18 protein-coding genes, 2 tRNA genes, 1 riboswitch and 2 other annotated features are annotated in these 21,947 nt (G+C 40.0%); of the genes, 1 reads left to right on the top strand and 19 read right to left on the bottom strand.

What is annotated here, in order from left to right; all coding sequences use genetic code 11:
* Positions 1-6 precede the first annotated feature (6 nt).
* The 14 genes from Q0594_RS03510 to Q0594_RS03445 form a co-directional block, all read right to left on the bottom strand.
* A complete protein-coding gene (locus Q0594_RS03510; protein WP_298729624.1) occupies positions 7-510 on the bottom strand; it encodes a GrdB-related putative oxidoreductase in 504 nt (167 codons plus the stop codon).
* Positions 511-602: 92 nt separating this feature from the next.
* Positions 603-1,958 (bottom strand): PTS transporter subunit EIIC, encoded by a 1,356-nt coding sequence (locus tag Q0594_RS03505; protein ID WP_298729622.1) that lies wholly within the window; start codon positions 1,956-1,958, stop codon positions 603-605.
* Between the two features lie 12 nt (positions 1,959-1,970).
* Entirely contained in the window at positions 1,971-2,291 is a 321-nt protein-coding gene (locus Q0594_RS03500; RefSeq protein ID WP_298729621.1) for a PTS sugar transporter subunit IIB, read from the bottom strand.
* Positions 2,292-2,315: 24 nt separating this feature from the next.
* Positions 2,316-2,633: a PTS lactose/cellobiose transporter subunit IIA gene (locus tag Q0594_RS03495; RefSeq protein WP_298729620.1), complete on the bottom strand. Its 318-nt coding sequence runs from the start codon at positions 2,631-2,633 to the stop codon at positions 2,316-2,318.
* A gap of 18 nt (positions 2,634-2,651) precedes the next feature.
* The gene (locus tag Q0594_RS03490) at positions 2,652-4,544 is read right to left on the bottom strand and encodes a PTS sugar transporter subunit IIA (RefSeq protein WP_298729619.1); all 1,893 of its coding nucleotides are present in this window, start codon (positions 4,542-4,544) and stop codon (positions 2,652-2,654) included.
* Between the two features lie 479 nt (positions 4,545-5,023).
* Positions 5,024-5,095: transfer RNA gene (locus Q0594_RS03485), tRNA-Gln, on the bottom strand.
* Between the two features lies 1 nt (position 5,096).
* Positions 5,097-5,180, bottom strand: a tRNA-Tyr gene (locus Q0594_RS03480).
* Between the two features lie 117 nt (positions 5,181-5,297).
* Complete coding sequence (locus tag Q0594_RS03475; RefSeq protein ID WP_298729618.1) at positions 5,298-7,991, bottom strand: DEAD/DEAH box helicase family protein; 2,694 nt, start codon at positions 7,989-7,991, stop codon at positions 5,298-5,300.
* Between the two features lie 31 nt (positions 7,992-8,022).
* Positions 8,023-9,345: an alpha-L-fucosidase gene (locus Q0594_RS03470; RefSeq protein ID WP_298729617.1), complete on the bottom strand. Its 1,323-nt coding sequence runs from the start codon at positions 9,343-9,345 to the stop codon at positions 8,023-8,025.
* A 193-nt stretch (positions 9,346-9,538) separates the two neighbouring features.
* A complete protein-coding gene (locus Q0594_RS03465) occupies positions 9,539-9,805 on the bottom strand; it encodes a chorismate mutase (protein WP_298729616.1) in 267 nt (88 codons plus the stop codon).
* Positions 9,806-9,821: 16 nt separating this feature from the next.
* Positions 9,822-11,294 carry an SLC13 family permease gene (locus tag Q0594_RS03460; protein WP_298729615.1) on the bottom strand — a complete coding sequence of 491 codons (1,473 nt, stop codon included), beginning with the start codon at positions 11,292-11,294 and terminating at the stop codon, positions 9,822-9,824.
* A gap of 155 nt (positions 11,295-11,449) precedes the next feature.
* A complete protein-coding gene (locus Q0594_RS03455) occupies positions 11,450-12,067 on the bottom strand; it encodes an ECF transporter S component (protein ID WP_298729614.1) in 618 nt (205 codons plus the stop codon).
* Positions 12,068-12,183: 116 nt separating this feature from the next.
* A riboswitch (FMN riboswitch) is annotated at positions 12,184-12,298 on the bottom strand.
* 124 nt (positions 12,299-12,422) lie between these two features.
* Positions 12,423-12,899 (bottom strand): hypothetical protein, encoded by a 477-nt coding sequence (locus Q0594_RS03450; RefSeq protein WP_298729613.1) that lies wholly within the window; start codon positions 12,897-12,899, stop codon positions 12,423-12,425.
* 138 nt (positions 12,900-13,037) lie between these two features.
* The gene (locus Q0594_RS03445) at positions 13,038-14,288 is read right to left on the bottom strand and encodes a CHAP domain-containing protein (protein WP_298729612.1); all 1,251 of its coding nucleotides are present in this window, start codon (positions 14,286-14,288) and stop codon (positions 13,038-13,040) included.
* A 383-nt stretch (positions 14,289-14,671) separates the two neighbouring features.
* Between Q0594_RS03445 and lacC the strand changes: the two genes are divergently transcribed.
* Entirely contained in the window at positions 14,672-15,604 is a 933-nt protein-coding gene (gene lacC, locus Q0594_RS03440) for a tagatose-6-phosphate kinase (RefSeq protein ID WP_298729611.1), read from the top strand.
* A gap of 1,036 nt (positions 15,605-16,640) precedes the next feature.
* Here the strand turns inward: lacC and tyrS are convergent.
* The 5 genes from tyrS to queG form a co-directional block, all read right to left on the bottom strand.
* Positions 16,641-17,906 carry a tyrosine--tRNA ligase gene (gene tyrS / locus Q0594_RS03435; protein WP_298729610.1) on the bottom strand — a complete coding sequence of 422 codons (1,266 nt, stop codon included), beginning with the start codon at positions 17,904-17,906 and terminating at the stop codon, positions 16,641-16,643.
* A gap of 55 nt (positions 17,907-17,961) precedes the next feature.
* Positions 17,962-18,163 (bottom strand) — a binding site (T-box leader).
* Positions 18,164-18,205: 42 nt separating this feature from the next.
* Entirely contained in the window at positions 18,206-19,897 is a 1,692-nt protein-coding gene (argS, locus tag Q0594_RS03430; protein ID WP_298729609.1) for an arginine--tRNA ligase, read from the bottom strand.
* A 75-nt stretch (positions 19,898-19,972) separates the two neighbouring features.
* Positions 19,973-20,172 (bottom strand) — a binding site (T-box leader).
* A 47-nt stretch (positions 20,173-20,219) separates the two neighbouring features.
* A complete protein-coding gene (locus Q0594_RS03425) occupies positions 20,220-20,375 on the bottom strand; it encodes a hypothetical protein (protein WP_298729608.1) in 156 nt (51 codons plus the stop codon).
* Between the two features lie 8 nt (positions 20,376-20,383).
* Positions 20,384-20,893 (bottom strand): tRNA (uridine(34)/cytosine(34)/5-carboxymethylaminomethyluridine(34)-2'-O)-methyltransferase TrmL, encoded by a 510-nt coding sequence (gene trmL, locus Q0594_RS03420; protein ID WP_298729607.1) that lies wholly within the window; start codon positions 20,891-20,893, stop codon positions 20,384-20,386.
* On the bottom strand, positions 20,890-21,947 hold a 1,058-nt coding region (gene queG / locus Q0594_RS03415), incomplete at its 5' end, for a tRNA epoxyqueuosine(34) reductase QueG (protein WP_298729606.1). The genes trmL and queG, both read right to left, overlap by 4 nt.

The following is a 21,947-nucleotide window of genomic DNA, read 5'->3' as shown; positions in this document are numbered from 1 at the left end:
CCTCTTTTATTGAAATTGTTGCAACTGCGCTTCTTTTTCGCCACTAATAATTGCAATGGCTCCACTTAAGGCTTCGCGCAACCCTACTGCTCCTTTTTTTGGCATCTCTAACATGATGATTTTATCTTTAAAGTTCGCAATCGTTTCTTCATTTTCTTTTGAACAAATCACATAAGGTTTGCAATCCGTTTGTTCTTGTACGGCTAAAGCTATTTCCGCAGCCATTTGAGCATACATATCATAATTAAAGCACGGACCTGCAAATAGTACCTCTGCTTTCGTTTTCAAAATAAGATTATGAATCTTATGAATGACCTCTTCTTTATGCGCTTGAAAATAATCCGGTCCACAATAAATCGTCGCTAGCGCACTTAATCCCGCTTTTGTAAATTCATCTTTGAACATTAAAAAGGAGCCGATTCCTCCCTTTTCTAATCCTAGTTCCGTATCTGCGCGTTCCTTTCCACCATATCCTGCTTGAATTTGATCAAAAAGTAATAACACTCGCATACCCTCACTCCTCTCTATGAAAAAGAGTGGCCATGCCGTCTCCCGCATACCACCCTCTCCATTATGCAATTAATGACTTCTCTTCTTAAAGATTACAAATCATCAAAAGATAAGTCGTTTAAGTCAACATCATCTAGCTCATCGCCTTTTAACATACCTGCATTTTCTTCTTCATGTAAGTATTGTTTATCTAATGCTTTAAAGAATGGATAGTAGATTAGACAGCCGATAATAATTAATCCAATTTGGAAGAATCCCGCTACAATGCTACCGGTTGATAACCAACCTGAGAAGAAGAATGGCGTTGTCCAAGGCAGAGATGCCCCCGTTGTATAAGGAATGATTCCCCATAAGGTCGCAAGCGTTGATAATCCAATATTTACTAAAGGTGTTAATATAAATGGAATTGCAATAATTGGGTTTAATACAACAGGCAAACCAAATGTAACCATTTCATTAATTCCAAAGATACCAGGAATAAGGGCTAATCGACCTAGTTTTTTCATTCGTTCAGATTTAGCAAGGAAGACCATAAGGAATACTAGTGATAAAGTACTACCTCCACCACCAAAGTTACCAAAGAAGTCCCCAAATGGACCTGTAAAGATATTCGGTAATGGGAGTCCTGCTTTGAACGCTTCTAAGTTTTCCGTTGTTAAAGCTAAGTGAATTGGATTAAATACCGTATTCGTTACTGCAGGTCCATTAATACCAAAGAACCAGAACAGTGTAGATAGGAACTGATAGATTGGTTCAAAGAAAATGTTTCTACCAAAACCTAATAATGGTGCTTGTAAAATCTTGTAAATAAATGTATGTGCATATTGATACTCTGTTAATGAGAATAATAAGTACACTGCAAAGAAGAAGAACATTGCAAACATACTTGGGATCAACGCTGCAAATGATTGATAAACTGCAGGTGGTACCCCATCCGGTAATTTAATGACCCAACCGCGTTTTTGAACAAAGACGAAAATGCGAACAGAAACAATCGCTGTAATCATTGCTAAGAACATACCCGCAGATCCTAGATTTCCAAGAGAAAATCCATTAAATACTTTATTAGTAGTTGCATTCACAAAATCAGGATGAACTTTAGGTGTCATAATTAAGAAGCAGACAAGGGATAATGCTCCCCCTGCTATCGGATCACTATCTAATTGCTTGGCATAAGCATACCCAATACCAATAGCACCTAGTACAGCAAGAATACTAAATGTTGAATCAATCACCGCATCCATTGATTTTTCCCAGCCCTGGCCAAAAAATTGGGCTATAAATTCGCTGTATCCTGGCACAGGGAAGTTTGCAATCACTAAGAAAATAGATGCCACAATAATTAATGGAGTCGCTACTAAGAAACCGTCACGAATGGCTACGAGCACTTTGTTCGTACTAAGTTTTTCAGCAACTCTACCCATTACTTTTTCTAACTTAGAAAACATGTCACTGACCTCCTATTTTTTTGATTTCAATAATTGTATAGCTCTTTTTAAAATACGTTCTCCATCGACATTCCCGTAATCTTCCAAATTAATGACATCTACTGGAACGCCTTTTGGTTCATATTTCTCACGTACCGCATTAAATTTAAATTTTACTTGCGGCCCTAATAAAATGACATCTGGATGATATTGCTCACAAATAGCATCTAGTTTCGGATCTGGAAACGCTTTTATTTCTAGGGGCAAATTATGCTTATCCGCAACTTCTTGCATTTTACTTGCCACTAGACTTGTGGACATTCCCGCATTACAAAATAAATAAATCCTTTTCATCTCTATTTCCTCCTTTCTTTTCTATTATTTGATAGCTTCTAAACGTTCATATAGCGCAATAATTTCTTCCGCGGTAATCTTTAGAAATTCTGCACTCATTAATTGATCCTCTGCATGGACCAATAGCAATGATAATGTCACTGGCTCTCCAGAAGTTTCCTGTTGTAAAAGGCCAAAATGCGCTTCATGACCTTCCACTTGAAAATTGGAACCTTCTTCAATACAATTTTTAGCTTTGTCAAAGTTTCCTACTTTAGCCTCTTGGATAGCTTCCATAAAACTCGATTTTGCAGCCCCCAAGGCACTAATCATCTTGAAACAGACTAATTCGATACCTTCCATGCTCATTCCTCCTTCTTTCTATCGAATCGCTTCTATAAATGATTCCACATTTTTAGATTCTAATAATGCCATCATCTTTTCTGGAGAATCTAACTGCTTCCCTAACCATCCTAAGAATAACTGCATAAACTCCATATCCTCTTCTTTTAGTGCCAGTAAAATAACCAATTTAACAGGAAAATGATTCCAGCGAATCGGCTCTTTCAGAACGGCAATCGAAATCATCGATTGTTTACTTTCTGGACGTAATGGATGAGGAATCGCTAATGCATAATCAAAATCCGTCGAAGATAACTTTTCTCTTTCTAGAACTGAGTTTAAAAACTCCTCCGTAACAATATTCTCTTGGATTAAATGTTGTCCCATCTCACGTAGTAATTCATCCCGAGTATTGGGCTGGATGTTCGCATAAAAGAACTTTTCACTCATGAAATTTCCGATTTGGGAGCGTATCTTATGACTCATCTGTTCTGTCTCTAAAGTATTCATCACCTTTATCAGCTGAATTTCATCTTGTGTATTAAAGAAAAGTCCTAAGCGAATCATTGGAATTTCGAGGGTATACTCTATTTGGTCAAATGTAATGAGCAAATCTGCATCGTAGAATTCCGATAAATCGGTAGTAAATGTACTTTGCTCCACGACAAAATCTAAACGATGAGAAAACTGCTCTTTCATGCGATTAACACTCCCTGCAATGAGTGGATACTGTGTATTCGCAATGAGAATTACACGTAATTTTTGCGGTTTAACTCGCTGCATATACGCTGCGCCAATATGTAGAGCGATAAATCCTATTTCCTCCTCTGTCATCTCACATTGAAAGACTGACATCAAATATTGACTAATCGATACGGCCGTATCAAATACGAGAGGGTATTGTCGTTTAAAGGTCTGGACATAGACATTAGGTAAACTCAAATCCAGCTGTACTCGTTCTAAAAATCCTTGCAAATGCAGTTGGAACCGCATGGTGAAATCCTCTTGTTCTATAAAAGAAACCCCCATTATTCTGTAAAGCTGTTTCCCTATTTGTCTAACTACTTCTTCTAAATCGACAATTTCTCCACGAAAAGAAATTTTTGATTCAACGGCGTCAGAGTTATGATAGGCTTTTAAAAGTTTGGCAAAAGAGACCACTTCAGCTTCTGGAATAATCGTTTCCTCTAGAATTTTGGAGAAAATAGAGCGCACAATCTGATACTCTACTTCCAAATCTAATTCATCCTGCGTGAATTCTTGAACTGTATGTCCCACTTTAATCCGTTGTAAAACAATCCCGATATGAAGAAGTAAAAACGGCATCAGTGACTTACGAATGGAATAACGTTTTTGCTTCAGCTCATCCCAAATGATTGACTGAATATGTTCCATATCCAATTCTGGATACACTTGCATGAACTCATTGATATTTAAAAAGTCCTCTCCCACTTCTTTTTTTAATAGATCTCTATACAGTTTTCTTTTGCTCGTTTCAGATCCTTCTAATTGTAAAAACCCATTATTCAACTGCAATGACAAACCTTCATATTCTTGCAATTTTTGTTGAACACGAATTCGAACTAACTCAAAAGTTTTAGCGCTTACAAAACACTGTTCACAAAAATGATCAATGAACACTCCATCCTCTTTAAACAATAGTTGTTTTAACAAATGAACACTGCGTTCTTCATTATCCTGAGGAGTCTTTGTCAGATTCAATGGTGTAATATATCTGTTTTGTTGAAAGGCTACAAGATGATACCCTTTTTGACGATTTGCTTGGATGATATGAGGCACTTCTTGATTAATATGTTCAATATCTAGTCGAACTGTTCGAGTACTCACACCCAAACAGGTCGCAAGCTCTCTTCCTTTCATCCATTCTTGACGAGATAGTAGTTGCAATAACTGTTGGTGACGCTGTTTCATAAAAATCCCCTCCATCTCAACTTGACTATACCAAATTCTTCGCATCTATTATACCTAAAATCTTTTCCTATTGTTAGGAAATTTTAGCGCATTCGTGAAATTATTCGTAAATTTTCTTACTTTTTGACTGATTTTGGATGATTGGTGTGCTAGAAAAGAAAAAGATGTCTCTTCGATTGAAAAGTTTCTAATAGTAGCTGTAATAGGGCACCGGCTTGAGCCGAAGTCTCAAGCTCTTTCAAGATTCAAACGACCTCTAGAAAATCAATTTTCAAGAGGTCGTAATTCACTTTGAACGCTATCCCCTATTACTGCTACTATGGAACTTTTCAACTCTTTCGAGACATCTTTTTCAACTGCTCAATCAAAATCCAGTCAACAAGAAAATTACAAATGGTTTCAGGCGGTGGGATGGGAAGAAGAAGGTGTGTGCAGAAAAATGGGCAACAAAAAAGGCACCGGAATCGGTGCCTGTAGGACTGGGGTAGCTGGATTCGAACCAACGAATGACGGAGTCAAAGTCCGTTGCCTTACCGCTTGGCTATACCCCAATGGTGGAGGGGGGCAGATTCGAACTGCCGAACCCGAAGGAGCGGATTTACAGTCCGCCGCGTTTAGCCACTTCGCTACCCCTCCAGCAAATATTAAAATTTCGTACTCAGATATCTTACAACAGTTTGAAGGAGAATGCAAGGATTTTACCGCAAAAATATAAAGAATCTAGTCGGTTTCCTGGCTAGATTCTTTATGGGGTTATTTTAATTTAGACGTAACTTTCTTCTTCGAGAAAGTACGCTCTTGTTTATTTCCTAATGCGTTCAGACGTGCATCTAAGAGAATATGACGGCCTTCAACGTTACGAGTATAGATGATTTCGTACTTGCCAATGTATTTTTCAATATTGGCTACAAAGGCAACGACGTCTTCTTTGCGTTTATCAAACATACTTGGAACGGCAAAATATTTTGTTTGGTCATTGACCCAAGTTGTCGCTCTTAGAATATAGCGCTGGTTCTCAATTGGAGCAAAGAATTCCGATAATGCCTGTGCGAAGAGTTCCTTTTCACGCAAGCTTCCCCCTTTTAGATAAGTGGCGGTTAGAATCGAATTCTTATCCCCACGAACGACTCTTGCCTTACAGTTTTGTGTCTGCAAATGTCCTGATGTAAGCAAGGCTTTTCGGATGGCTTCCGCAAAGAGTTCGAGTCGTTTATACGGACTCTTATATAAGAAATATCTCAGCCAGACGATATTTAACACGATGAGTGATAAAATCCCCACTGGATATAAGAGTTGGGAAGGACCTCTCACAAAACCGAGGACTAAATAGACGATAAATTCCGTTAGTACGGTGGCTTGCGCATAAGTGAGAATTTTTCGTGCATCTGTTAGAAGAACGGTCGGCAAGAACGCCTTGTCCACTTGCACTTCATTAGAGACTTCCATGTCTTCTAGAAGCGGAAGGGATTCATTCCAGCGATCTCTCAACTCTTCGCGGTTACGCGAGCGGCTGATAGTTTCTTGGTTGAGTTTCGTTAAATTCTTCTTCGTAAACTCGATAGTCCCAAGGTCTAATCGATCCACACCCGATTCAATCGTATTTTCATTGTAGTTTAGCCCTAAGAACTGCTTCATACGGCGCTGTAATAATTCCATATCTGGACTATCGATTCCGATTGGTAAATCCTCTTCGTCTTCTTTCTTCTTGAAGAGTTTTTTCTCCGCAAGATTAATCGACACCAGATGCCAAACGCTACTTGTCTTCTCTGGATTTTCTGGCCAAATACGAATCGCGCGACCTCGCATCTGATTGCTCAGCATAAAGCTACCGACAAAGCTAGCGAGAATCAATGAGTTCACGCACGGTGCATCCCATCCTTCGCCGAGGAGAGATTTTGTCCCAATCACGACATGAATCTGCCCTTCTTGGAAGAGCTGTGTCACGGCGCTGACTAAATCATGTTGTGCCCCAACTAAACGAACCTTCACATAGTCCTTCTCGTCTAGTTGTCCTACCGGTTGGAAGGTAATCTTATCGGCTCCAAAAAGGGCTTCTAAACGAGATTTCACACTTGCTGGGATAATGACGAGACTTCCCGTTAAAACAGCCACAGGAACGTCTAATTGCTTCTCCACAAGCTCTCTACGAAGAACTTCGAAGTAAGGTAATACACCCAGTTGACTATACTGCACATCTGGATTTCCTAAGTGCACCTCAAAGTCCTTTCGAATGAAGTCTGTCAAAATCAGTTGTCTCAAATCGTTGCCTAATGTTTCGTGTTCCGCTTTAAAGATTTCTCGGACCGCGTTTAATTTCCCGAGAGATTGGTTCAATAGCTGGTCTATTTTTTTATTGCGAAGCAGCTGTACTTGTTTGCGGTCGATTAAGCCCAGAGATTTCAGTTCACTCTTCAACTCTTTCAGGTCTTCTTCGGATACATCATACCAATGCGGCACGTCGAATAACATTCCTTGTAAGAGGATTTCAAACCACGCCAAGTCAAACATTGGAAGAAGACTTGCCCCTAGTAATTGTTGAAAATGTTTCGGGAACTCAATTCCTTTATGACGTAGAAAAATCAGTGTTGCCGAGAGATACTTCGGCTCGTTTAAGAGTTCATCTTCCGAAATGGTGCCATCGAGCGCGCGGCTAGTTCTCACCGCCTCGCAAAACATCGAATCCTCGGATAGATTTTTCAAAAAGGCTCTCTTCTGCGTAGAGAACTGATCGAGTTGTTGCTCTTCTTCCTTCGTCGGGAAGGAGAAATACACATAGTCCTGGTGCGGACACAAACTGCCCTCTTTGACGAGTTCTGGAACGGTAATTTCCTCATCGATTTCCCCACACATGGCCACATAACGTTCCCATAGCGCAGGCTCTCCTTCATATGGAGGTGTTGCCGTCAGCGAAATCACATTGATATCCGCAAAGGATTTACGGAAGGTTTCTAGACTCTTCCACCATTCATTTCGCAAGTGATGACACTCATCAAGGCACAATGTTCCAAGATTTGCTTCCTTAAAGAGTTTAACGACATCGACTCCTTTAAAATCAAAATGCTCGGTTTCGACTACATCGTCCGTATCCTCAACTTCCGCGTCACCTTCCAGACGATTGATAGCACTGTGCAAAGCTTGATACGTCGCAACGGTGATTGTCTTTGGCTGTTTCAGATTTTGCGAAATCATTTCATCGGCTAGGCTCTTCGTATCCAGAAACGCCTCACGAATACGATCTACCCACTGCTGGCGAATCGTCACTGTCGGCACTAGAATGATCGCAGGCTTACTATTACGACGAATAAATTCAATTCCTAGCGTCGTTTTCCCAGAACCTGGAGCCGCTACCAAATGAATATGGCCATCCGCCATAATCGAATCGCTCTTTTCTAAAATGCGTTTTTGATACTGGCGCCACTCGCCTTTAAAAGATAAGTGTTCTAACACGTAACCTCTCCTTTGCTCATTCATTATACCATTAGATTTCTTCTTTTAATTCGATTTTGATAACACTGTCCACTTGATCAGGTAACGGATAGGTGTAAGCCCCAATTTCTCCATATTGTGCAAAGCAAATGTCTTGAAAAGCTAAAGTAGTCCAACTATTGGAAATTCTCACTTCACTACCATCCTGGGCAAAACTCATACGTTCAATCTGCTCTTTATCGATCCCTGTTAACGCAATCGGACCAATAGGTTGTTCAAACACATGAGCATACAAAATTTTCCCATTCTTTGTGTAATAACCCCATTCCGGTTTTGGCAGATTCACTAATTCTCCTTGATAGATGGCTTCTCCGTTTTTCTTCATCCAGCGTCCTATTTCACGCAAAATATCGATACTCTCTTGAGGAAAGCTTCCCCTTGCATTTGGTCCCACATTTAAAACCATATTTCCGCCCTTACTGACACATTCGACCAATTTTCGAATAAGAACTTTAGAGCTTTTAAACAGTTTGTCAGACGGATTATATGCCCAGTGATTATTCATCGTAAGACACAATTCCCAAGGTAATAACTCTCCCTTATAATTCCGAATCCCTTCATGGGGTAAAATTTGTTCAGGACTAACAAAATCTCCAGAATAAGAATGAATCTTTTCTGTTGCAATGCTTCCAAACCCTTCTCCAGAAGTCTCTAAGCGATTGTCAACAACCACATCAGGTTGATGTTTTCTTACAAGTTGTATTAAGTCGTTTGCCTTCCATTTTTCACCAAACATTTCGCCATAGGAAAAATCAAACCAGAGAATATCGAGTTTCCCGTACTTCGTTACAATTTCTTCTACTTGGTGATGCATAAATTCCAAATAGCGGTTAAAATCGATTGTTTCATCCTTATATGCGATTTTCCCTCTCATAGGATGATGTCGATCTGCGTACTTTGGATAATCTGGATGATACCAGTCCAGTAGACTAAAATATAATCCCACTCGAAGCCCTTCTGCTCTTACTGCCTCTACAAATTCACGAACTAAATCTCTTCCAAAGGATGTATTAGTAATTTTATAATCTGTATACTCGGAATCAAATAAACAAAATCCGTCGTGATGTTTAGCCGTCAATACGACATATTTCATTCCAGCTTCTTTAGCGGCCTTCGCCCAAGCTTTTGCATCGAATTCGCTTGGATTAAATGCGTCAAAATAGGGTTGATAGTCTTCAATTGTCATTTGTTCATTACTGCGAATCCATTCTCCCCTTCCAGGAATCGCATAAAGCCCAAAATGAATAAACATCCCAAATCGAGCTTGTCTAAACCATTTGGTCCTTTGTAAAATGATTTCTAAGGAATTCTCCATTGTCCCTCCACTCCTTTATACCAATGCCTTTATCTACTGTTATTCTAGCACTCTTCTCCTGCCAATAACACCTTTTTTCTTGAAGGGACAGAATTTCCTCTTAATACAGTAAAAATATAAAAAATCTCTTAGATAGAATTACCTCCACACAAAGATCTACAGTAATCACGTGATATCTAAGAGATTTGCTCTATTAGTCATTCATTCTTTTTTTCTGATAGTCCTTAGAGACTTTCATCAACGTCTCGTAGGCTTCTGCCAATTCTTCTTTCAATGTGGCATCTTTTAAGTACGACTGCACCTTGGCAATCACTTCTTTTTCGCGATTCGCATCGAGAATCGCAAGTCCATTTTCTTTTTTTATTTGAGCAACTTCGACAACGACTTGCATGCGGCGTTCAAAGAGCGCTACAATATCGCGGTCAATCACATCAATTTCTGCGCGTTGTTTTTCTAACAAGAGATTTCCTCCTCATTTAAATTCCAAAGAAGACGCCTAATGGGTAGCCTACAATAATCGCACTCGCAGCGCTGAGTAAGAATAGGCCTCCTCCGTATACAAAGGCATCTTTTGCATTCGTCCAACCAGAGCCAACCGAAATCGCTACATACGGCATGCTTGGTGGTGTCATAAAGGCAAGACTCGCCATAAATCCAATTAAGCAGGCAATCGTCCCCGCTTGTACATCCACAGACCCTATCGCATAGACCGTCGTTAATACGGTTGTGACGACCGATACGGTGACTAAGTTTGAAGAGACGTTCGTTTGCAATCCTGCCCAAAGGACGAAGATAATAACGACAAGAATTGGAGCTAGAGTCGCAAATACAGGTACGAGTGAACTTTCAAGAAGTCCGATGACTCCTAATTCTGGTTTTGTAACAAGAGTTCCCATGCTAAGAGTGGCTCCTACTAGGAACATACTTGGCCAGTACACACCCTTTTGAAGTCCTTCTTGAATCGATAAGAGTGGTTTCCCGTCAAATGACAGAATCGCCATCAGGATAACCCCAATCATCGGTGGAAATGCCATTCCAGCGGTTTTCAGGAAGGCTGCAACGTCAGGTAAGAATCCTCCGACGAGTTCTGGTAGCACCCATAATAAGACCACTCCCATGAAAATCAGTACTGTTGCCGTTTCGCGTTTTGATTTGGCAGGAAGGGAGTCGAGGGAGTCGAGTGGTTTCATTTCTACGTTTGACAAATCTACTTTCCAAATGGTTCTAAGAGCAACTCCCATCGCAATAAAGAGCACGAGTCCGGCTGGAATTCCAATCATCATATATTGCGCATTGGAAATCGCAATTCCTGTTCCATTCTTGTAAAGTGCCATCGCGGTTACAGAGAAGACGTGGTTAATCGGCGTCATCGCTGTACCAATTGCCACCGTGGCAAAAAGTGCGATCAGAAGCACTGAAGCCTCTCTGTCTCCTTTTCTCAAGCCGAGAACCACCATGATTTCCTCGTAAATCGGAAAGACAATCATAAAGAGAATCGTTGGCGAAATAAAGAGACTAATGACCAAAACGCTGGCATAAAAAGCCCCGATAAAATGCCATGGAGACTTCCCTGCAAAGGAGCTACCGAGCGCTCGAGCGACGAAACGGCGAAGGGCTGGCGTTTGTTCCAAAGCGTAAGTCATTAAAAATGTAAATAGTAAAAAGACAAAGGTCGTGTTCCCAAACGACAGACTGAAAATCTGTGAGTAATTCACTCCAGGAAGCATCCCGATGCCTAACATCACATAGCAGAGAACACTCGGCCAGTCCGTTGCGACAAAGAGCCAAAGCAATAAACTACTAAAGAAGATAGATAGAATGGAAACGGTCGGTGCCGCTAATCCAAATAATGTTCCTTGTGTAATGGTTAAATAGCCACTCATTCCCATGAGAACGGCGCTGAGAGCAACGATTGATAGTTGCAGCTTGGTCCATGTTTTTCCTTTCATTGGTTCACCTCATTCTTATCTATCCTACCTCATTTTAGATCAGATTGCTATTGAAACTAGGCATACACTTTGGAATCCGTCATCACTTTTCTTCTATATTATATAGAAAAAATTTTTACAAAATAAAAAAGCCAGGCTCAATCCCTGGCTCTTCATTAATGTTCAAATTTTAATGCTCTTGCAAGACGTTTATAAAGGAATAATGCAAGAATACTATTTAGCCCAAATTTAATGATATTAAATGGCAATAATGCAAATGTCATTAATGAGGCTAAGTCTGTTACATAAGGGTTTAGTGCATGAGCTGCTGCGACAATTTTTTCCATTGGAAAATTCATAGCAGTCGCATATAAAGGAAACATCACAAAATAATTTGCTGTTAATAAGACAACTGTAGCGGCAATCATCCCAACGATTAAACTCATAATCGCCGTTTTAAAATTGCGATTTCGTTGATACAAAATGACTGCTGGTAACATAAAACTTAAACTTCCTATTAAGTTCACCGTTTCCCCAATTCCATATGTCATCGACCCATTATAGACGAAATTCAATAAGATCTTGATAATGGCGATAAAACTTCCATAAACTGGACCTAAAATATAGCCCCCCAACAATACCGGTAAGTCTGAAAAGTCCAACTTCACAAAGGTTGGAATAAACGGCACGTTAAAAGATAGAAACATTAAAACGGTACTGATGGCACCAAAAACACCTACTAGAACAATTTTTTTAGTCGCTGCTCCTGTCGACTTTTTTACATCTGTACTCATCGTACATCCTCCTTCTTAGGGCGAAGGAAATTGCACTTTTCACCCAATCCCAATAAAAAAAGCAGTATTGAAATGGACCTTCCAATACTGCTCGTCAAATAGACTCGTTGAAATAGTGCCATTTTCTCACATCTAGACTATACTATCGGTTCTGGAATCACACCAGATCATGCCAAGCGGCTCGTGGACTATACCACCGGTCAGGAATTTCACCTTGCCCCGAAAATGTTATTTTATAGGTTGATTGTAGCACTTCCAGTAGCATTGCGCAATCTCTCTGCTTATAAATATTTTAAAAATGATTCCTAACTAAAAAAATTGGATGCCGTTCACTGGCATCCAATTTTATAGAAATCTATTTTACTTCCTTAAACCCTTCTTCTAAAATCTTTTTTTTGGATTCTTCAAAACTATAACGATCATTTTTCTTCACTACAGCTGTATGAATACTACTATAGAGCATCGGTGCTTTAGAACGACTCTCTTCATCATCATATTTGAACTTTTTAAGATCAACATCAACGGTAAATGCGATTTCCTTTTCACTATCCGATTGAGTGACTTTAATTCCATCAATCCCATCCATTTCTTTTACGATTTTCTCACGTTGTCTACGTGCTTTTTCTTCGTACTCCTTGTTCTTAGAAATATCATAGCTGATGTTAAACGTCACTGAGGAAACCGAATCTTTTTCCTTGTCGTACATGTAAGTTACTTTTTGCTTCGAGATAGAAACTTCTAAGGCAAATTCCGCTTTACTTTCAGAACGACATCCTAATAAGACAAAAAATACACCTAATAAGACAATTGATAATTGAACTATTTTTTTCATTTTATACTCCTTTATTCTGACTTATTGTTATCATAGGAAATCTAGTGTAGGATGTCAAATTATACTTGAAGTGTGTTGGGCCAAATTGTGCAAACAAAAACCGCCTCCTTTTTCAGGAGACGGTTATTTTATTTCTTATTAGAAACGGATGTAAGTCGCACGAGCTGCAACGCTTGCTGAAATTGTACGGTAAGAGATTACGTTTAATCCTTGTACGTTCATTTCAGAGATGTATAATGAACCATCTGCGTTAACTGCTTCTACGAATGCAACGTGCCCGTAAGTTGGGTCAGCACCAGCTAAACCTTGTTGGAACACGATTGCTGAACCAGCTGATGGTGAGTTAGATACTGAGTATCCATAGCTACGAGCATATGCTGGCCATTCAGCCGCGTTACCCATCATGCTGTGTCCGATTGGTGTACCAACTTGTGCCATACGATTGAATACATAGTAAGTACATTGCCCGAAGTATCCACCGTTTAAAGCTGCACGGTAACTTGGGTCAACTGCTGGGAATCCTCCGCCAGTTGTGTAAGTGTAGCTAGAAGTTTGTGTTGTTGCTGCAGTAGCACTAGATGTTGCTCGTGATGTCGGAGACTGATAAGAAGTCGTTGTGGCAACAGAATTCGTTACCTCTGCTGCTAAAGCTTGACGAGATGCTTCAGCAATACGTGCCGCTTCAGCTTCTGCTTTTGCTTTTTCTTCAGCTAAACGTTTTTGGAAAGCTTCTTTTTCTGCTACTAATCCATCACGTTTTGAAATTTCAGCTAATTCTTCTTGAGATAAGTTTGCTAATAAAACTTTATTTTTGTCAAAAGTTTCATTTAATTTTGTTTGTAAGCCTTGTAATTCTTCCTCAGCTTTTTGTTGTTCTGCTAATTTAGCTTGTTGTTGCTCTTCTTTAGCTTCAACTTGTTTCTTATCTTCTGCTTGTTGTTGCATTAAATCACGGTTAGCACCGATTAAATCCATAACAACACCGATACGGTTAACGATATCTGATAAGTTTTCTGCATTTAATAAGAAGTCAACATATGAACGAGCTCCGTTTGTTTGTACAGCACGAGCTTGTTCTTCTAAACGTTCGTTACGTTCAGCAATTACTTTTTCTAATTTAGAAATTTCTGATTTTAATGAGTCGATTGCAGCTTGAGCTTCAGCTTTTTGAGCTTTAGTAGCATCAATCTTAGTTTGTACTCCTGATAATTCAGATACTAATGAATCAATTGTTGCATTAACTGCAGCTTTTTTATCATTGATATTTGCAATTGTTGAATTAACTGAATTGATTTGTGAGTCAAAGTCTTGCGCACTAACCTTTGGTGCTAAAGCTCCTAATGTTAATACTGTTCCTGTTACTAATACTGTTAATAAACGTTTCTTCAAGTGAGTCCCTCCAATAGTTCCAATAAAAAATCAATTATATATTCGAAGTAGCCGATTCGGCTTAAATAAAACTTAACTTGGTACTATAATACCATAGGACTTTAGTCTGATGTTGATTTTCTTTGAATTGACAATACCTTGTAACAAAGCTGTAACATAAGACGATTAGCTGACCTTTTTGATACAAAAAAAGGAGAAATTTATAAAATATTACAGATTAATGTGTGTTTTTTTATAGAATGATTCAATGAAAATATGTAATTCCTTTAAAACCGGTATTTATATCTTCAAAAAGTTTTGTAATAAACCAAACTTTGGGCCTCAAAATACGAGAAATATGGTATATTTAACATATCCAATCGAAAATAGAAGGGAGCTATTTTATGATATTAACATTAACAATGAATCCGGCGGTAGATATTGGGTATACGGTCGAAACATTAAAGATGGATACGGTGAATCGTACTCAAAAGGTTAGTAAAACACCTGGTGGAAAAGGCCTCAACGTGAGTCGTGTCTTAAAGCAACTCGGTTCTCCAGTACTTGCAACAGGATTGCTGGACGGTCACATTGGTGCTTTTATTAAAGAAAAACTGGATGAGGTTGCCTTGCAAAACAACTTCTACCCTATCCAGTCGGAAACGCGTAATTGTATTGCCATCCTGCACGAAGGACTTCAAACGGAGATCTTAGAGGCTGGACCTACCATTACACCAGAGGAACAAGCAGGTTTCCTCGCCCACTTCGATAACTTGTTAAAAGAAGTCGATCTTATCACAATCTCTGGCAGCTTACCTAGTGGAATGGATGATGATTTATACGCAACAATTATAGACAAAGCCACAGCAGTCGGAGTTCCTGTACTTTTAGATACTTCTGGAAAGACATTAAAGATTGCGCTAGAAGCCTCTTCCAAGCCAGCCTTAATTAAGCCAAACCAAGAAGAGCTCGCTGGGTTATTAGGAGTTCCTGAAGCGACAACGGTTGAAGAATTGAAGAAGCAATTGAACTCTCCGTTATTTGATGGGGTGGATTGGGTGGTTGTTTCGCTTGGATCAAAAGGCGCACTTGCAAAACATGAAGGAGCGTTTTTCCAGGTGAATATCCCCAAAGTCAACGCCGTGAATCCAGTTGGGTCGGGAGACTCGACGATTGCTGGGTTAGCGCATGCGATTGCAAAAGGCGAAAGCATAGAAACCATTTTAAAAACTGCAGTGACTGCAGGTACGCTCAATGCCATGGAAGCTCAGACGGGCTTTATTAACATGGATAACTTCGATGCTATTTTCAATGCGGTAACCGTGGAAAAAGTATAAATAAAAAAGGGGATTTCGGAAAAGCCTTATGGCTATCTTCATAGTGACGGTAACGTTGTACCGGTTCGAGCCAAAGTCTCTCACCTTTAAAGACTCAAAGAGGGCGTACGGATTACAAATCCTACGCCCTCTTATTCGTTTTAATACGAAACACGTTACTGTCACTATTGAAGCCATATACTTTCCGAAATCTAAATCCAATTCCATCTTCTCAAGCAAGGTTACCGCATTGAAAGGATCTTACGTAAAATAGCCTGAGCTTCTATTGATTGAGCGGGTGCAGTTTTAAATGGTAATGTGCACAGTTTTGCAGTCGAAATGCTCTCACTAAATCTTGAGTTTTAGATTCAACAAATTCGGACTTTTGATAAAAAAGTTATTTTGCAATATAACGTATATGTCATATTGTGTTTTTTACAATTGCTTTTGAAACATGATTATGTAGGCGTTTATAGCAGGTTTGGAAATCTATTTAAAACATTTTTTTGTTTCGAACTTTGTGAACTGCTCGTTATCGTCAGGTTAGTTAAGAATAATTTTCTAAGTGACTTTATATATAACAGGCAAAGGATGATTCTGGAGAATACTGCGGATTTTATCATCATAGTAACGTATTGAAGCATAAAAACGAGGGAGAAAGACAGAAATGTCATGGATACATTTGTATCTATAGCATTTCGTTTTCTTTCCCCCACAAAGTTGAATAGGAATGAGATAGCTGTTTACAGCTAGACTCATTCCATTCAACCACTGTGCTAAGAGGGCGTAGGATTGTTAATCCGTACTTAAAGTACTTTATAAAGTTAGACGCAGTAGCTGATTGAATTAAGCTTCATCACTCGTGATTCGCTTAATCCTAATCAGCCTTGCGGAGGTAAGACTACAAAGCAAAAAGGATTCACACTGTGAATCCTTTTTTGTCTTTGGTCTTACGCCCTCTTTGAGGCTTTAAAGGCTTGCGCCGGTGCAACGTTACAGTGATAATCAATAAATCTGATAGGATTCGCAAGAATCATCCATATTTGCACTTATTTTATTATTTCAATACCACTAAGAAGTATTTTTTCTTACCGCGGCGGACGATGACAAAGCGTTCTTCAAAAGATTGTTCTTTTATCCATTCAAATTCGAGGTCGGTTACTTTTTCACCGTTGATAGAAATCGCACCGTTTTGAATGTCTTCGCGTGATTGTCTTCTTGAAGGTTCAATGCCAAGATCAACAAGCCAAGTCGCTAGGTTTTGGCTTTCTTTTGAACTTTCAAATGTTGGCATGTTTTTGAAGCCTTGTTCGATTTCATCGGCTGTTAATTGTTGTACGTTTCCTGTGAAGAGCGCGTTTGTAATTTTCTTCGCGTCTTCTAGAGCTTTTTCCCCATGAACGAAGCGAGTGACTTCTTCAGCAAGGCGGATTTGCGCCTCACGTTTATGTGGTTCTGTAGCCACTTTTTCTTCGAGCGCTTCGATTTCTTCGCGGTCTAAGAATGTGAAGTACTTGATGTATTTAATCACATCGCGGTCATCTTGGTTTAACCAGAACTGGTAGAATTCGTATGGAGTTGTCTTCTCAGGGTCAAGCCATACAGCACCACCTGCTGATTTTCCGAATTTGGTGCCGTCTGATTTTAACATCAACGGAATTGTTAGACCGAACGCACGAGACTCTGCTCCTTCTACTTTACGGATTAATTCAAGCCCTGAAGTGATGTTTCCCCATTGGTCCGCACCTCCAATTTGAACTTGCACGTCTTCTGTCTTGAATAAATGCAAGAAGTCCATTGATTGTAGGATTTGGTATGAGAATTCAGTAAATGAAATCCCCACTTCTAGACGGCTTGCAACAACGTCTTTCGCAAGCATGGTGTTCAAGTTGAAATGCTTCCCGTAGTCACGTAAGAAGTCTAATAATGATAAATCTTTTGTCCAATCGTAGTTGTTTACAAGGCGTAATGTTGCTTGGTCTTCATCCGTTGTGAAGAATAATTTCTTCATTTGCGCTGTTAATTTTTCAACATTGTGTTGAACTTGTTCCATTGATTGAAGCACACGTTCACTTGTACGACCACTTGGATCCCCGATTGAACCTGTTGCTCCACCAATCAAGATAACTGGTTTATGTCCTGCTAATTGGAAACGACGAAGAATCATAAACGGAATTAAGTGTCCAATATGCATGCTATCTCCTGTTGGGTCTACCCCACAGTAGAGGGATACAGACTTTTCGCTTGTTAAGGCACGTAAGCCCTCTTCGTCTGTCATTTGGTTGATGGCGCCACGCCATTCTAAATCATCGATAATGTTCATCTTGTTTCTTCCCTTCTTTCTTGTAAATAAAAAATCCCTAATAGTCAAAAAGACTATTAGGGACGATTTTCACCGTGTTACCACCCTTGTTGACGATGCCAGGCATCATCCACTCGAGCATCCTTATCGCGGATGAGACGTCCTGACGGATTGCTCCCAAGTGTACTTCGCGGATGTGGGGGATTGTCTTGCACCGACCGACAATTCTCTTCTTTCTCCCGTGGACAACCACTACTGCGCTTGTTCATTGCTTATATATGTGCATTTAGTATACGGCTTATCCTACTTGATGTCAATGACTACATTTCATCTGGAGCAGCCACGCCAAGAAGCGCTAGGCCTTGTTTTAGAAGGCTTGCTGTTGTTTGTACTAAAGCGATACGGCTGTTGAAGGCTTCATCTTCAACAAGTACTTTTGTATGTGCGTAATATTTATTGAACGCTTGTGCTAAATTGATAACGAATTTTGCAATGGCTGATGGTTCGCATTTTTCTTCAGCAAAGCGGACTACGTTTGGATAGTTTTCGATGAGTTTCAATACTTCCCACGCATCATCGTCTGTTAATGAGAAGGCCGCTTGTGTATCGACAGTATGGTTGGCTTTACGTAAAATACTCATTGCACGAGCATGTGTATATTGTACGTATGGACCTGTTTCTCCTTCGAATTGCACGACTTCTTCAAGCGCAAAGTCGAAGTTGTTTGTACGGTCGTTCTTCAAGTCGTGGAAAATTACCGCACCCACCCCAACAGCGTGAGCCACTGCTTCTTTATTTTCAAGCGATGGATTTTTCGCTTCGATTTGTTTCAAAGCAAGTTCTGTCGCTTCTTTTAACACGCCTTCAAGAAGGATGATTTTTCCTTTACGTGTCGATAATTTTTTACCGTTCAATGTGATTAGTCCGAATGGAATATGCACGATATCTTCAGACCAAGGTAAGTTTAATTCTTTTAAGACTGCTTTCAATTGTTTGAAGTGGTTTGATTGTTCCATCCCCACCACGTAAATACATTTGGCAAAATCATAGGTATTCTTACGGTAGTTTGCGGCTGCTAAGTCACGTGTCATGTATAATGTTGCGCCGTCTGATTTTTTAATTAATGCTGGTGGTAAATCATATTTTTCAAGGTCTACGATTGTGGCCCCATTATCCACTTTTAGTAAGTTTGCGTCTTCAAGCATATCGACCACAACGTCCATCTTGTCATTATAGAACGCTTCTCCATTGTATGAATCAAAAGTCACGCCGAGTAAGTCATATACACGGTTAAATTCTTTTAAGGATTCACTTCTGAACCATTCCCATAGACGAACCGCTTCTGGGTCTCCATCTTCTAGTTTCTTGAACCATGCACGGCCTTTGTCATCTAGTGTTGGGTCTAGTTCTGCTTCTTCGTGGAAACGAACGTATAATTTAATGAGTTCTGCGATTGGATCAGCTTTTACAAGCTCTTCGCTACCCCATAATTTGTACGCTTCGATGAGTTTCCCGAATTGTGTTCCCCAGTCTCCTAAGTGGTTGATACGAATTGGCTTATAGCCTACTTTTTTCTCAAGGTTCGCAATCGCGTTCCCAATTACTGTTGAACGTAAATGTCCCATTGACATTGGTTTCGCGATATTTGGTGAAGACATATCGATGACGACTTTACGGCCTTGACCGTAATCCCAGTCCCCGTAATGTTCTCCAAGTTCTAAGACTTCTTTTAAGACTTCATCGGCAAAAGCGCTACGTTCTAAGAAGAAGTTCGCGTATGGTCCCATTGCTTCTGCGCGTGCGATATGTTTATCACTAACGGCTTCCACAATTTCTGTCGCGATGGCTTGCGGTGCTTTACGTAATACTTTCGCAAGCGTAAATGCAGGGAAAGCAAGGTCCCCTTGGTTCGCGTATTTAGGAACTTCAATCATTGATACGATTTCGTCAACGCTCAAATGCTCGCCGACTGTTTTTGCGATTTGTTCTGCAACAATTTTCTTATAATTCATCTTTGTTCTCCTTTTCTTTAGTTTTTATACTCGGATATCCATTTACACAAAAAAATCCCTATACGACGACAGTCATATAGAGACGAGAATTCCCGTGGTACCACTCTGCTTGCTCAAATTGAGCCACTTTACTCGGTAACGGCGAATCCGGATCATCCTACATTTCAAATAATCATTTCAAAAGTGCGGTTCATTTTTAATGAATGGTTGGCTTTCACCCTTCCAACTCGCTAATACATTCGGTTAAAAACTACTCTCTTTTTCATCAATTTTGCTATTTAACTGTCATCCACTGTACCATAATCAGTACGAATTTGCAATTTTACTTCTTTTTAAAATAGCGGACACCTTGCACCACTGAAGAGATGGCGAATAGTACAGCACAGATTGCATACAGTGGTTTTGAAACCACCGCCAAAATCACAAATGCAATGGTACAAATGGCGTAAACAATACATAAATATAAGGACTGATCCATTGACTCACCTACTTTAATTTATCATGGTCATACGTGTGCACGAGTTCAAGCCCTGCAAAACGTTGTTGACGAAGCGCTTCGTACACAACAATCGCTGCCGTATTTGATAAATTCAATGACCTTACATGCGTATCGTTCATCGGAAGACGCAAGCATTTCTCTTCGTTTTCACGCATAAACTCTTCAGGTAGACCAGTTGTTTCTTTTCCGAACATGAAAAATTGCTCCTCATCGCGGGCTAAGTCCACTTCATCATAAGTATGGTTAGCGAATTTTGTAATCAAATATAAAGGGCGTTCTCCTAAATAGTCGAGGAATGCTTCTAGCGATTTGTGATACGTAATATTGACATCATGCCAATAATCGAGCCCCGCGCGCTTTAAATGCTTATCATCCGTTGAGAATCCAAGCGGTTCAATTAGGTGCAGTGGCGAATTCGTCGCCGCACAGGTTCTTGCAATATTTCCTGTATTGGCCGGTATTTGTGGTTCAAATAATACGATATGATTTACCGTCATTTGTTTGCCTCTTCTCTACATTTTTCTTGTAAGACTACAATTGCTTTTTCTAATTCTTCGATTAACTCGATATCTTCTTTCGTTGGATTTTCCAGAGAGTCTCTCTTTTTCACTGCGGCTTCTTTTTGCTCGTTAAAATAATCGATCATCTCTTGATTGGACTCATTCACGATTTCTGCCACCGCCCAAGCGGCTGTCCCCTTCATCACGGGACGCATATCTTCTTTCATAACGCGAAGTAAGAGTGGAACTGCTGATTTATCGCGGTAATTCGCTAAAGCGATAATCGCATTTCGCTGCAACGGTTTCTTTCCACGCCACGACCCCGCCATTTGTCCAAAACGTTCCTTAAACTCTTTGTTCGAAATCGTCACAAGTGGCTTTAAGAGTGGATGTGTCTCTTCAACGGATGGTTCCATTTCTGGATGCAAGTGGAAATCTTTTCCCTTATTATATGGACACACTTGCTGACAAATATCACAGCCGTAGATTACATGCCCGATTTTTTTACGAAACTCTTGCGGCATAAAGCCCTTTGTCTGCGTCTGATACGACAAACAACGCATGGCATTCATACGCCCGTCGCCCAGTAGCGCACCTGTTGGACAGAAATCTACACAACGCGTACAATCACCGCATCCGTAATCCACCATTTCATCGGTTGGAAACTCGATATTCGTAATCAACTCTCCTAAGTAGACATACGAGCCAAATTCCTTCGTAATCAGAAGTCCATTCTTGCCAACAAAACCAATTCCTGCACGCTCTGCTACGCGCACATCGATTAATTCGCCTGTGTCAACCATTGGCTTAAACCTAGAATCTTCGTCTTGAACTTCTTCTTTAATGTAATTGATTAATGCTTCCATGCGTCTTGAAAGAATAAAGTGATAATCCTCTCCCCACGAAGCCCGTGCAAAAGCTCCGCGTCGCTCTCCTTTCACACGTTCCGGCTTATTTTTTGGAAGTGTTGGATATGCCAACGCAATGGAAATAATCGTTTTTGGAGTATCGAAGATTTTTTCTGGATAAATACGCTCTTCTAACACTGGAT

Origin of the sequence: uncultured Granulicatella sp. (assembly GCF_938030755.1) — a bacterium.
In the GTDB taxonomy this organism is placed as follows: domain Bacteria; phylum Bacillota; class Bacilli; order Lactobacillales; family Aerococcaceae; genus Granulicatella.
Note: the sequence above shows the minus strand (reverse complement) of the source record. Positions and strands in the feature narration are given on the sequence as shown.

What these genes read in the sequence shown, in the direction of transcription:
- Q0594_RS03460 (WP_298729615.1), bottom strand. Translation starts at nt 11,294, where the DNA reads ATGAAAGGAAAAACATGGACCAAGCTGCAACTATCAATCGTTGCTCTC.
- Q0594_RS03470 (WP_298729617.1), bottom strand. Translation starts at nt 9,345, where the DNA reads ATGGAGAATTCCTTAGAAATCATTTTACAAAGGACCAAATGGTTTAGA.
- Q0594_RS03495 (WP_298729620.1), bottom strand. Translation starts at nt 2,633, where the DNA reads ATGGAAGGTATCGAATTAGTCTGTTTCAAGATGATTAGTGCCTTGGGG.
- Q0594_RS03505 (WP_298729622.1), bottom strand. Translation starts at nt 1,958, where the DNA reads ATGTTTTCTAAGTTAGAAAAAGTAATGGGTAGAGTTGCTGAAAAACTT.
- lacC (WP_298729611.1), top strand. Translation starts at nt 14,672, where the DNA reads ATGATATTAACATTAACAATGAATCCGGCGGTAGATATTGGGTATACG.
- Q0594_RS03425 (WP_298729608.1), bottom strand. Translation starts at nt 20,375, where the DNA reads ATGGATCAGTCCTTATATTTATGTATTGTTTACGCCATTTGTACCATT.
- tyrS (WP_298729610.1), bottom strand. Translation starts at nt 17,906, where the DNA reads ATGAACATTATCGATGATTTAGAATGGCGTGGCGCCATCAACCAAATG.
- Q0594_RS03500 (WP_298729621.1), bottom strand. Translation starts at nt 2,291, where the DNA reads ATGAAAAGGATTTATTTATTTTGTAATGCGGGAATGTCCACAAGTCTA.
- Q0594_RS03510 (WP_298729624.1), bottom strand. Translation starts at nt 510, where the DNA reads ATGCGAGTGTTATTACTTTTTGATCAAATTCAAGCAGGATATGGTGGA.
- Q0594_RS03450 (WP_298729613.1), bottom strand. Translation starts at nt 12,899, where the DNA reads ATGAAAAAAATAGTTCAATTATCAATTGTCTTATTAGGTGTATTTTTT.
- trmL (WP_298729607.1), bottom strand. Translation starts at nt 20,893, where the DNA reads ATGACGGTAAATCATATCGTATTATTTGAACCACAAATACCGGCCAAT.
- Q0594_RS03455 (WP_298729614.1), bottom strand. Translation starts at nt 12,067, where the DNA reads ATGAGTACAGATGTAAAAAAGTCGACAGGAGCAGCGACTAAAAAAATT.
- argS (WP_298729609.1), bottom strand. Translation starts at nt 19,897, where the DNA reads ATGAATTATAAGAAAATTGTTGCAGAACAAATCGCAAAAACAGTCGGC.
- Q0594_RS03490 (WP_298729619.1), bottom strand. Translation starts at nt 4,544, where the DNA reads ATGAAACAGCGTCACCAACAGTTATTGCAACTACTATCTCGTCAAGAA.